We start from the raw sequence: 12586 nt of genomic DNA, 5'->3' as shown, positions 1-12586 counted from the left end.
AGTATTGTCCAAAATTCATGAAAACGCGTGATGGGGTCTGGGCCCGTGGTGTCGGCGGAGCCGCCCGCGCGGTTCGCAAACCCGACATTTGGCGTCAGCAATTCGTGTCGGTTTTGAGAAACCGACACCACGCGGGCGGGCCCGCCAATACCACTCACCCAGCGATACATCACGTGTTTTGACTAATCGTTCGTTAATCAATAATCTTTGATTGGTTTGATGCCGTAGTAGGCGTCAATCTCTTCCTGACTAGGGGTTTTGGCGGGCCGTACGATCCGAAAGCCAACGAACGAAGCCGACGTAAGCCACCAGTCTGACTTAGGACTTTGCGGATCGAGTACTTTCCAGGCTGGAGCCGAAGGCGTACGAGCCGCTGAGCGTAGGACCGTCGGATCATCATCCCAGGAACCACCCCGTACCGAGTTCGGATACAGTGTAGTCGTTGGTGCATATGGCTCCTTGACCTTTCCACTGGCTACCTGTTTGTAATAATCCTCGATGTACTGATCCTTGGTCCACTCCATGACGTTACCGTGTATATCGTAGAGACCGAACGAATTTGGTTTCTTCGTCCCGACCTTTTTATAACCACCATCGCTGTTTCCCTTGAACACCGCGTATTCGCCCAGTTTTTTCACATCGTTACCGAAAGAATAAGCCAGCGTCGCATTTTTGTCGTTGCCCCGGCAAGCGTATTCCCATTCAGCTTCGGTCGGCAACCGGTAAAACACCCCCGTTTTAGCGTACAGCCAGGCGCAGAATTTGATGGCCGCGTACTGGGTCATGTTGATTGCTGGATAACCTGCCCGACCCATACCGAACGACATATCGACATACGGCGGACTAGGCCGGGTGGTAGCGTCCGTTTTAGACAGCTTGGCGTCGGTGTCGGTATATTTCGCGGCCATTTCCTTTTCCATATTGGTAAAGGCGAACAGGTCATAAAGATCCCACGTCACCTCGTATTTCCCCATGTAGAATGGCTCGATTGTCACACCATGCTGCGGACTTTCGTCGGGTTTGTGTCCTTTTTCAGAGGGTGTGCTACCCATCAGGTACTTACCGCCTGGGATAGCAGCCATTGCATACGTCTGGTTACTACCGGGAATAACCTGCGTGTAGGAAGTAAAACTAGTCGTCGTTTGGGCATTCACGCTCACGACTGAACTTAGGGCAACTATACTCGCTACACTGAGATATTTCAGAAACATTGTTGGTTATAAGGAAAAGGCAAGGATCATGTTGGTCCGTAAAAATACGAACGATTTTCTTTATTGTACCTTTGTAACCAGAGAGAAGTCCAGTTGACCGAATGTACCCGCAAGCAACAAAGCAGAACGATTCCCCTGGACCATCAAATTGATTCAAAATTAGCTAATGAATTACCTTTCAGCGGAAAATTTAACGAAGTCATACGGCGACCGGATGCTGTTCCAAAACCTGACGTTTGGCGTCAATCGGGGCGATAAGGTGGCTATCGTCGGGGCCAACGGCTCGGGCAAAACAACACTGCTTTCCATCCTAGCCGGAGCAGCGCCCCCCGACGCCGGTATTGTTAGCCACCGGAAAGATATTAGTATCGGCTACCTTGATCAACAACCCGACCTCAACGACGCCCTGACCGTGATGGAGGTCGTACTGGCGGGCGATAGCGCCCAACTCGATGCGGTACGTGCCTACGAACATGCGCTTGCCAACGACGATCACGCAGCGCTCGAACGGGCCATGTCGGACATGGAAAAGCTAGAAGCCTGGGATTACGAGTCCCAGATTCGGCAAATCCTCGGGGAGTTAGGCATTCAGAATGTCGAACAGCCGGTAGGGTCGCTGTCGGGTGGGCAACGTAAGCGGGTCGCGCTGGCGCGGGTGCTGATCCAGAACCCTGATTTGCTTATTCTGGACGAGCCAACCAACCACCTCGACCTGGAAGCGATTGAATACCTCGAAAACTTCCTCAACACGAACAACGGTACGTTGCTGATGGTCTCCCACGACCGTTATTTCCTGGATCGGGTCTGCAATCAGATCGCGGAACTCGACAATGGCCAGCTATACATCTACAAAGGCAACTACGCGTATTTTCTGGAAAAGAAAGACGAGCGCGAACAAGCCGCAGCGTCGGAACTGGCGAAAGATCGAAACACCTTCCGGCGCGAACTGGAGTGGATGCGTCGGCAGCCCAAAGCGCGGGGCACCAAAGCTCAGTACCGGATCGACGCGTTTGAGGACCTGAAAGAAAAAACAAGCGGTCGTCGCAGCGATGGTGATCTGGATTTAAACCTGCGTACCGCCCGGCTTGGCACCAAGATTCTGGAAGTCGAAAATCTAAGCAAACGATTCGACGAAAAAGTCCTGCTCGATCATTTTACGTACACGTTCAAACGGTTCGACCGCGTCGGGCTGATCGGCAAAAACGGCATGGGTAAAACCACGCTGATGAATATGCTGACGGGTCAGCTGCGGCCCGATTCGGGAAAGATCACAACGGGCGGCACGGTTAAGTTTGGGTATTACACGCAGAGTGAACTGGACATTCCCGAAAATCAACGCGTTATCGATGTTGTACAGGATGTTGCCGAGGTGATGAAACTAGCCAATGGCGACACCGTTTCGGCTAGTCAGTTGCTAAGCCGGTTCCTGTTCGACCGCGCGAAGCAGTACGATTACGTGGCGAAGCTAAGCGGTGGCGAAAAACGGCGATTGCAGTTGCTGCTGGTGTTAGTGCAGAATCCGAACTTCTTAATTCTCGATGAGCCAACGAACGACCTGGATATCACGACGCTCAACGTACTGGAAGACTTTTTGCTCAGTTTCTCCGGTTGTGTTCTGATCGTTACCCACGACCGCTACTTTATGGACCGGCTCGTTGAGCACGTTTTTGTATTGGAGGGTGCCGGTAAAGTTCGCGACTATCCGGGTAATTACACGGATTACCGCGAATGGCGCGACTCGCAGCCCAAGAACGCACCGCAAGTCGATAAATTAGTGCAGCCCACGGCTAAGAACCAAACCGCCAGCGCGGTAGTTTCACCGGCGACGGCGGTTAGCACTACGACGGCCAAAAAGAAATTGTCGTTCAAGGAAATTCGTGAGTACGAAACGCTCGAAAAAGAAATCGAGTCGCTGGAGCAACGGAAAACCGAGGTAATTGGTCTACTGAATACGGGCGGCCACCACGAACAGTTAACGGCGTGGTCGCGAGAAATCGAAGAGATTGATCAAAGTATTGCTACAAAATCAGACCGTTGGCTGGAGCTGGCGGAATATATTTAGAGCGTGAATGAGCGAATGGGTGAACGAAGCAACCGCCAGTACTTCACTCTTTCACTCATTGACTCTTTCACTCTTTACGTATGCACCAGATTGTCGACTTTTTTCAGTACCTGTTAAATTCGGAAGAGATTATCCGAACGGGTGGTTTAGTCCTGATCACGCTTATTATTTTCGTCGAGAACGGAATCATCTTCGGGTTTTTCCTGCCGGGCGATTACCTGCTGTTTTTGTCAGGCGTGTTTGCAGGGACAAAGATTTTGAACGTACCGCTCTGGCTGCTATTGAGCTGCATTTTCGGAGCAGCCGTGTTAGGTTCGCTGACGGGTTATTTGACGGGTTATTACTTCGGTGCCCGCATTAAGAACCGCCCTGACTCCCTGTTTTTCAAGCAGAAATACATTGACGACACACGGGATGCGTTTGTTCGTTACGGAAACGGCGCCCTGATTATTTCCCGTTTTCTGCCGGTCGTACGGACCTTCGCTCCTATCTTGGCCGGACTGATTCACATGCCGAGCCGCTTCTTTATGCTGTATAATATCGTCGGCGGAGCGATTTGGGTCTTAACGCTCGTCGGGGGTGGGTTTTACTTCGGAGAGCGCTTTCCATGGATCATTAACTATGTGCACTGGATTATTATTTTCTTCCTGGCAGTCACAACATTTACGGTGGTTAAAGGCTATCTGAACGCCCGCAAAGAACGACGAACGGAGAAGGTGTAACAGCCAAAACGGTTGATTGAATAAGGGCATACGCCATATCTCCAAGATATGGCGTATGCCCTTATTCAATCAACCGTTTTACTAATCAGATTTTCTAATTCCGCAGCGGCTTACCGCCCGTTAGCAGGCTTTGAATACGTTCCAGCGTTTTCTTTTCGCCCGATAGCGACAGGAAGGCTTCCCGCTCCAGATCGAGTAGATACTGCTCCGACACGTTTTGCGGAACGCTTAAATCACCACCACAGATTACATACGCCAGCTTGTCAACGATCTTACGGTCGTGGTCCGAAATGTAGCGGCCCATGTGCATAGCCGTGATACCCGCTTTAAACAAGGCAATACCGGTTTTTCCCTGTACTTTGATGTCCATACGCGGTTTTGGCTGGGTGTATCCGTTCTCTGCCAGTTCGATAGCCGCCTGCTTGGCTTCGGCCAGCAGCCGACTGCGGTTTAGTACGATCTGATCCGTCGAGCGGAGATAGTTCATGTCGCGGGCTTCCTGCGCCGAGGTTGACACTTTCGCCGTGGCGATGTTCATGAACACATTTTGCAGAATGTTCAATTCGGGATCGCCGGTTTGGTAAAGATCCGACGCGCGAGCCGCCATTTCTTTCGTACCACCGCCCGCAGGAATCAACCCGACACCCACTTCGACCAGCCCAATGTAGCTTTCGGCATGAGCAACGGCTCGGTCAGCATGTAGCACCGCTTCGCAGCCGCCCCCCAGCGTAAGCGTATGCGGAGCCACAATAACGGGTATCGATGAATAGCGTAACCGCGTGATCAGCTTCTGGAACTGCGCAATCATCAGGTTTACTTCGTCGAACTCCTGCTCAACGGCATACATAAACAGCGTTCCGAGGTTGGCCCCGGCAGAAAACGCGTCGGTCGAATCATTCCCGACAACCAGCCCCCGAAAATCTTTCTCGGCCAGCGAAATTCCTTTTAATAACGCTTCCGATACTTCCTGACCGAAGGTGTTCATTTTGCTTCGGAACTCTACGTTCAGGATACCGTCGCCCAGATCGACAACGTTAGCACCGGAATTTTTCCAGACAATGTTATTACTCAAGTTTTCCAGAATGGTAAATGCCTCCGTACCTGGAATTACTTTGTAGCTCTTCGTTGGAATATCATAGTATTTCCGCTTGCCGTTTTCCAGCTTATAAAAACTGTCAAAACCAGCGTCGAGCATATCGTATACCCACGGCGCGGGCTTCTGACCAGATGATTCGATCAGCTCGACACCTTTGCGGACGCCAATCGCATCCCAGGTTTCAAATAATCCCAGCTGCCAGCCAAAGCCAGCCGTGATAGCCGCGTCGATCCGGTACAGTTCATCGGAGATTTCGGGAATGCGATACGTTGCGTAGCGGAACCCATCGGCAAACGTCCGACGGTAAAACTCACCTGCCTTGTCTTTACCAGCGATCAGCACCGGAAACCGTTTTTTCAGGTTGTCAATCGCTTTGGTACTCTCCAGCGTTCCGAATTTTACTTTTTGTGACGGCTTATACTCAAACGCTTTCAGGTCCAGCGCCAAAATCAGCGTCTGCCCTTTCTCATCTTTTGTTTTCTTGTAATAGCCCTGACCGGTCTTGTCGCCCAGCCACTTGTTCTCCATCAGTTTCTGCACCGATGTTGGCAACTCGAACGACGACCGCGACTCGTCGTGCTCCATCTTGACTAGGTTGCTGGCTACGTTGACCGTCGTGTCCAGACCGACCACATCCGACAACCGGAACGTTCCCGACTTAGGACGACCCACGACGGGGCCGGTTAGTTTATCGACTTCCTCGACCGTCAGACCCAGTTCTTCGGCTACGCGAATGGTTTGAATCAACGATTGAATACCGAGTCGATTGGCAATGAAGCCGGGCGTATCTTTACACAGAACGGTCGTTTTACCGAGGTACAAATCCCCGTAGTTCATCAGAAAATCGATAACCGCCGGGTCGGTGTCGGGACCGGGAATGATTTCGAGCAACCGCAGGTAGCGGGGCGGATTAAAGAAGTGCGTTCCGCAGAAGTTACGCCGGAAATCCTCGCTGCGACCTTCCGTCAACAGGTGCATCGGAATACCCGACGTGTTTGACGTGATCAGCGTTCCAGGTTTGCGGAACTGCTCGACGCGCTCGTATACCGAACGCTTGACATCGAGCCGTTCAACGACTACCTCGATCACCCAATCGTAGGTGGCTATATCCTTTAGATTATCATCGAAATTACCCAGCTTGATTCGGTCGGCAAATTTTGGTGCGTACAACGAAGCGGGACTTGCTTTTAGCATCGTCTGGAACGCGTCGTTGACGATCCGGTTACGGACGGCTGGACTATCGACGGTTAGCCCTTTTGCTTTTTCGGCATCGTTCGGCTCTTTCGGGACAATGTCCAACAGCAGTACATCTACACCGATATTGGCGAAATGAGCTGCAATCCGCGATCCCATAATCCCCGAACCTAATACGGCTACGCGCCGGATGGTCCGATTTTTTACTTGTGGTTTGGGTTTCTCCAGGGTTGCTTCCATGGGGTTTGTGGTAAAAGAGACACCGATAAAGCTACCCGTTGATTCGTAGACTTTATCGGTGTTCCTGGCTTTATGGTTAATCTAAGGGTAATTCTTCGGGTTCGCCGGTTTTGATTTTCGCATTTTCATCTTCGACCATCCGATTGATTTCTTTGATCACATCGAAGAAAACGACCAGTTTGTCGAGCGGAATTCGTTCGCGAATCATGTTATTGAACTGAATAACGCCTTCACGAGCCATCTCCCGTTTCTCTTTACCTTCTTCGGTCAGGTAGATGCGCACAAACCGTTTGTCGTTTCCGTCTACCTCCCGGCGAATTAGTCCTCGCTCTTCGAGACTTTTCAGCATCCGCACCAGCGAGCGCGGCTCCATTCCCAGCAACGGACCAATTTTGGTAGCGGGCGTACCGTTATCGAGGTCGATGTTGAGCAGCACGTAGCCAATCGCCATCGTGATGTCGAAGCGGCCTGCGTGGGCGTTGTACATCCGCGAAATGGCATGCCAGGCCCACTTTATGTGGAAATCTACTGTTTTCTCTTTTTTCATAGCAGGTGTCGTACTGTCCAATTTATGGATGTAAATCTACTATTTTTTCTGAAAACAGTATGCATGCATAATAGTTTCAATCAGGATTTATATGATTTGATCGAACACTCTTATTCGAGATTAGCGCTGTAAGAAATGGAAGAGCTAAACGAAAGCCTAGTCGGTCAAATCTTACAACCCAGACCGAACTACCAGACGATTTAGATCTTCTCTGCCAGCAACTTGTCAATTAGCCGGTTAAACTCGTCTACGTATTGATCGTAGTAGTTACCAGTTCCGGGGCCGGAGAAGCCGGTATGAATAGAGCGCACCTGCCCTTTTTTATCGATAATAATGGTCGTTGGAAAAGCAACTACGGCATTCAGATCAGGCAATGCTTTCGAGGCCTGCGCCTTATCGTTGGTGCCTGCCAATACAACCGGATAATCGATTTTGAACCGCTGCTTCATCCGTTCGATCTTCGGACCCGATTCGGCCATTTCAGGCGACCGTTCAAACGCCAGACCTAGCACCTCCACACCCCGCTGCTTGTTGCGCTTGTACCAGGGACTCAGGAAATTGGTTTCGTCCATGCAGTTTGGGCACCAGGATCCTAGAATCTGCACAATCGTCACTTTGTTTTTAAAGCGCGGATCAGCCAGCGAAACGACCTTGCCGTTTGGTTCTGGAAACGATACATTTAGTGTTTTTGAACCGGGTTTCAGAAAAGTCAGCTTGGCGGGATCAGGCAATTCGGCTTTGGGATCAAACCGAGCTACCCACGACTCGTACCCAGAAACCCCCTCCCAGAAACCACCCGTGAGCATTTTCGTGGCCGGATCATGTTTAGCTTTGAACAGAAACAAATGTGATCCATCGAAGCAGGATAAAAACAGACTATCACCCACAACGTTGCCATCGAGGTAGCGATAGTCTCCCGTCGGTGTCAGAAAGGTTCCCGTTACCTGATTACCTTTCTGATTAAACACCCCCACGGCGTTTACGGTATCCACCTTTCCAGTTTTGCTGCCAAAGTCGGTCGCCCATTTACCAGCCAGATTCGCAGCTGTTCCTTTGGCTTCTTTGACAAACCGGTAATTCTGGCCGTGCTGCGCTTCAAACGGTAATGTCTGATACTGTTGCGCAGTCCGACGCCGACGCCAGACGCCACGGAGCGTATTATCCTCTATCTTTGCAATCAATTCCGACTCAAACAACGCCATCGGTATACGAATGGAGTCACCCTGAACGGTAGCGGGGTCCATTGGCAGCCGTTCGTTACCGTTGAGCGCAAAGACTGTGTACGTTTTAGAAGAACCTGCTGTTGGCTGAATGTCCAATCCGAACGGTAAGTCGCCACCTTTGGTTTTCAGAACAGCGCGGTACGTTCCGGGCTTTACCGTTGACGAAGTAGACTGGCCGGAGCAGGCTGTGGTCGCTAATAAATAGATGCTATAAATAATCACTCTTTTCATAAAAATCACTCGTTAATGTACTGTAAATAGCTTACGAATAGACGCCAGTAATTTGAAGTTTGTAATGCGTAAGTAAATAAACAAATTAACTCCACCCACCTTCACTATTGTTCATGCGGTCACTTTTTACTTTCCTCATACTATTACTACCAATTTCTTTATTAGCACAATATCAAGTCCGGTCAGCCACGCTGATGGATGACAACGAGAAAACAATTACTGGATTTGTTAAATTCTACGATTGGGACAGAAGTCCTAAAAATATAGAATTTGGAGAAGACACGGTGGGATCGATGACCTCCTTTTCATTAAGAAGTATGCGAAAACTCTTTATCCAAGGCGGTCCCACGTACGAGAGCTTGTATTTAAAAGTTCCTTATTACGCAACATCTCCTGTATCGATTGGAGGAAATATCATCGATCATGTAGATTCAACTTATTACCTAGCTGAATTATTACTCGATAGTGAATCCGTAAAACTTTATCGATTTTTCGATCAGGATGCATCAGTACGTTTTGTTATTAGTAAAAACGACACGCTGACCTTATTGAATGATATTCATGTCCAGGTGTATCGGCGAGAGGGTAGGTTTGATATAGCGGATCATGAATACAGAAGGCAATTACGAACCTTACTTCAGGAATGTCCTACCCTGAAAATAGACAATACTACTTACTCAGAGAAAAGTATACTTCAACTTTTTAAGGAATACCTTTCGTTTTGTAAGATAGATTCTAAGATATACTCAGAGCAGAAAAAATTAGGAACGGCAACTTTCTTACTTGGCACATTTGCTTCGTTGTGGCCTACCGATCAGAGAACTGTAATAGGTTATGGATTAATGTGTCAGGTTCTGCTTCCCAGGAGACTCAATAATACATTCCTATGTCTTGATCTTGGGCGGTCTAGCCGGAATTCCTCAGTAGGAGTCGAAACGACACTTCAGCTTGGGTTCTATGCCGGGAAGTACTTTGGCCAACATGCTATTCAAGGTAAGTTATATACTGGGTTTTCGACTGGTTTTGGTTTCTTAGATACCAGTATTGGTTTGAGCTATCGAAAAATGATATCTATTGAGACACGATACCCCATCTTTTCGGGTTTACTTTTTGGTTTTAAAGAAGATGGCTCCAATAGTCATATTCGTCCAGCTCTTATGCTTCGAGCTACATTGCCGCTCTCGTCATTAACCAGAAAACGAGTACCTCAATGATGATCGGAATGAATATAGTTCATCAAACAATTATGCCAACTACATACCACGAACCTGTTTTATTACAAGCCTGCATCGACGGTTTGAATTTACAACCCGGCGGCACCTACGTCGATATTACGTTTGGCGGGGGCGGGCACAGCCGCGAAATCCTTCATCAACTGGAAGGCGGACGCTTGTTCGGTTTTGATCAGGATGCCGATGCCCGCGCCAATGCCCAGGCCATCAATGACCCGCGATTGACATTCGTTGCCGCTAATTTCCGCAACATGAAACGCTACCTGCGTTTGTACAAAGCGAATCAGGTAGACGGTATTCTGGCCGATCTAGGTATCTCATCGCACCAGATCGATACACCAGAGCGCGGCTTCTCGACCCGCTTTGACGCTGACCTCGACATGCGCATGAACCAACAGGCCGACCGCACAGCCCGGCAGGTGATTAATGACTATTCGGAAGCGGATTTGCACCGAATTTTGGGTATGTACGGCGAAATCACTAACGCCCGAACCGCTGCCAGCGCCATCGTGTCGGCTCGCTCAAACCGGCCGCTTAAAACGGTCAACGATCTGAAAGCCGCCTTGCAACGATACGCGCCACGCGGTAAAGAAAATAAATATTTTGCCCAGGTTTTTCAGGCGCTTCGCATCGAAGTGAACGAAGAATTACAGGCCCTGGAAGAATTTCTGGAGCAGGTGCCGGAGGTACTAAAGCCGGGCGGGCGTCTTGTGGTGATGTCGTATCATTCGCTGGAAGACCGACTGGTCAAGAACTTTATCAACAAGGGTAAATTTCAGGGCGAGGTCGAGAAAGATTTGTTTGGCAATGACCTGAAACCGCTCCAATCCGTGACCCGCAAACCCATCGAAGCGACACCCGACGAAATTGCCCGGAATCCCCGCGCCCGTAGTGCCAAGCTTCGTATTGCCGAGAAACCATTGGTTGATTAACTTCTGAGTGTCAGTATGATTGGTGGTGTCGGGCGGGTGGAGTCGGCGGGGCCGCCCGCGCGGTTCTCAAAACCGACCCTTGGCGTCAGCAATTCGTGTCGGTTTCTCAAAACCGATACCACCCTAGAAGGACATCGGATTGAGGCAAAGCTAACATTTCGGGCAATAATGATTTGAGAATCTGGCACCACGAGCATACTGACACCGAAATCTACTTTGTTATTGACCGACAGCAATGTAGATTTGAAACCTATTTATTTAATTTGTTTACTTCTTTCTTCTATGCTAGCTAAAACCTTCGGCGCGGCTGTGTATGGCGTCAATGCCAGTTTGATTACGATCGAAGTGGTCGTCGCGCAGGGTTTGCATTTTCATCTCGTCGGTTTGCCCGATAGTGCCGTTAAGGAAAGTGAACACCGGGTGGAAGCGTCTCTGAAATTTTTCGGTTACCGAATGCCCCGGCAGAAAGTCGTGGTTAACTTGGCCCCCGCCGATATCCGCAAGGAAGGTTCCGCGTACGATCTGCCGATTGCGCTTTGTATCCTCCAGGCATCCGAACAGATTACTGTCAAACGCAATCTGGAAGACTACGTGATTATGGGCGAACTGGCGCTCGACGGGAAACTCAGGCCCATCAAAGGCGTATTGCCCATTGCGATTGAAGCCCGAAAACAGGGTTACAAAGGATTTATTCTTCCCGTCGAAAACGCCCAGGAAGCGGCTATCGTCAACAATCTGGACGTTATTGGTGTGACAACCATACAGGAAGCGGTTGATTACTTCGAAGGCAAGAAAGAGATTGAGCCGTTGGTCAGCGACACGCGCGATTTGTTTATGAGTCAGATCAACGCGTATGAAGTTGATTTCTCGCACGTACAGGGCCAGGAAAACATTAAACGGGCGTTGGAGATCGCTGCGGCCGGTGGGCACAACGCCATCATGATTGGTCCGCCGGGTGCGGGCAAAACGATGCTGGCAAAGCGCTTGCCTACCATCCTACCCCCACTTACGTTGCAGGAAGCGCTCGAAACAACCAAAATTCACTCCGTAGCGGGTAAGCTCGGTAGCCGCGCCACGCTCATTGCGACCCGCCCCTACCGCGCCCCACACCACTCGATTTCCGACGCGGCCCTGGTCGGTGGTGGCAGCTTTCCACAGCCGGGTGAAATCTCGCTGGCCCACAACGGCGTTTTGTTTCTGGATGAGTTGCCAGAGTTCAAACGCTCGGCGCTGGAAGTCATGCGGCAGCCGCTGGAAGATCGAAAAGTAAGCATCTCACGGGCCAAGTGGGCGGTAGAGTTTCCGGCTAGTTTCATGCTTATTGCCAGTATGAACCCCTGCCCTTGCGGCTACTACAATCACCCTGACAAAGAATGTGTATGCGGACCGGGTGTGGTGCAGAAATACCTGGCTAAAATCAGTGGTCCTCTCCTCGACCGGATCGATTTGCACGTTGAAGTAACACCCGTTTCGTTCGATCAAATGACGGCGAACCGTCCCGCTGAATCCAGTGAAGTGATTCGGGAGCGGGTAATCAAAGCCCGCGATATACAAACGGAGCGGTTCAATGATCAGCCGGGCATTTATTCCAATGCCATGATGCCTTCGCAAATGGTGAAGGAAATCTGCGTCATCAGCGATGCTGGGCGGGCTTTGCTTCGAACGGCGATGGAACGGCTCGGCTTGTCGGCCCGTGCATATGACCGCATCCTGAAAGTGTCGCGCACAATTGCCGACCTGGCCGCCAGCGAAGAAATCCGCATCGAGCACCTCGCCGAAGCGATTCAGTACCGGAGCCTGGACCGGGAGAGTTGGGCGGGATAAAACAACAGTGGTGTCGGTTTCTCAAAACCGACACCACCGCAGAAGGACATCAGATTACAGCAAATCCGACAT

10 protein-coding genes are annotated in these 12586 nt (G+C 50.2%); 6 read left to right on the top strand and 4 right to left on the bottom strand.

The window, feature by feature from the left end:
• Positions 1-17 precede the first annotated feature (17 nt).
• Entirely contained in the window at positions 18-182 is a 165-nt protein-coding gene (locus M0L20_RS10415) for a hypothetical protein (protein ID WP_248476859.1), read from the top strand.
• 15 nt (positions 183-197) lie between these two features.
• On the opposite strand, the gene M0L20_RS10410 is transcribed toward M0L20_RS10415, so the two are convergent.
• Complete coding sequence (locus tag M0L20_RS10410; RefSeq protein WP_248476857.1) at positions 198-1211, bottom strand: formylglycine-generating enzyme family protein; 1014 nt, start codon at positions 1209-1211, stop codon at positions 198-200.
• A 166-nt stretch (positions 1212-1377) separates the two neighbouring features.
• Here M0L20_RS10410 and M0L20_RS10405 point away from each other — a divergent pair, with 166 nt between their 5' ends.
• On the top strand, positions 1378-3273 hold the full coding sequence (locus M0L20_RS10405; RefSeq protein WP_248476855.1) for an ABC-F family ATP-binding cassette domain-containing protein: 1896 nt from the start codon (positions 1378-1380) through the stop codon (positions 3271-3273).
• A gap of 80 nt (positions 3274-3353) precedes the next feature.
• Complete coding sequence (locus tag M0L20_RS10400) at positions 3354-3995, top strand: DedA family protein (RefSeq protein ID WP_232560836.1); 642 nt, start codon at positions 3354-3356, stop codon at positions 3993-3995.
• A gap of 94 nt (positions 3996-4089) precedes the next feature.
• Here M0L20_RS10400 and M0L20_RS10395 read toward each other — a convergent pair whose 3' ends face one another.
• The 3 genes from M0L20_RS10395 to M0L20_RS10385 all read right to left on the bottom strand — a co-directional run bounded on the left by M0L20_RS10395 (position 4090) and on the right by M0L20_RS10385 (position 8526).
• Positions 4090-6525, bottom strand: a complete 2436-nt coding sequence (locus M0L20_RS10395; protein WP_248476853.1) for a 3-hydroxyacyl-CoA dehydrogenase/enoyl-CoA hydratase family protein — start codon at positions 6523-6525, stop codon at positions 4090-4092.
• A 76-nt stretch (positions 6526-6601) separates the two neighbouring features.
• A complete protein-coding gene (locus M0L20_RS10390; protein ID WP_232560834.1) occupies positions 6602-7072 on the bottom strand; it encodes a MarR family winged helix-turn-helix transcriptional regulator in 471 nt (156 codons plus the stop codon).
• 200 nt (positions 7073-7272) lie between these two features.
• Positions 7273-8526, bottom strand: coding sequence for a TlpA family protein disulfide reductase (locus M0L20_RS10385; RefSeq protein ID WP_248476851.1), 1254 nt, complete (start codon positions 8524-8526; stop codon positions 7273-7275).
• A 113-nt stretch (positions 8527-8639) separates the two neighbouring features.
• On the opposite strand from M0L20_RS10385, the gene M0L20_RS10380 reads away from it, so the two are divergent.
• The 3 genes from M0L20_RS10380 (at position 8640) to M0L20_RS10370 (ending at position 12514) form a co-directional block, all read left to right on the top strand.
• Positions 8640-9740, top strand: a complete 1101-nt coding sequence (locus tag M0L20_RS10380) for a hypothetical protein (protein ID WP_248476849.1) — start codon at positions 8640-8642, stop codon at positions 9738-9740.
• Between the two features lie 32 nt (positions 9741-9772).
• Positions 9773-10690, top strand: a complete 918-nt coding sequence (gene rsmH, locus M0L20_RS10375) for a 16S rRNA (cytosine(1402)-N(4))-methyltransferase RsmH (protein WP_232560831.1) — start codon at positions 9773-9775, stop codon at positions 10688-10690.
• Between the two features lie 282 nt (positions 10691-10972).
• A complete protein-coding gene (locus M0L20_RS10370; RefSeq protein ID WP_248476848.1) occupies positions 10973-12514 on the top strand; it encodes a YifB family Mg chelatase-like AAA ATPase in 1542 nt (513 codons plus the stop codon).
• Positions 12515-12586: the final 72 nt, after the last annotated feature.

This window comes from Spirosoma liriopis, assembly GCF_023196085.1.
In the GTDB taxonomy this organism is placed as follows: Bacteria; Bacteroidota; Bacteroidia; order Cytophagales; family Spirosomataceae; genus Spirosoma; species Spirosoma oryzicola.
Note: the sequence above shows the minus strand (reverse complement) of the source record. Positions and strands in the feature narration are given on the sequence as shown.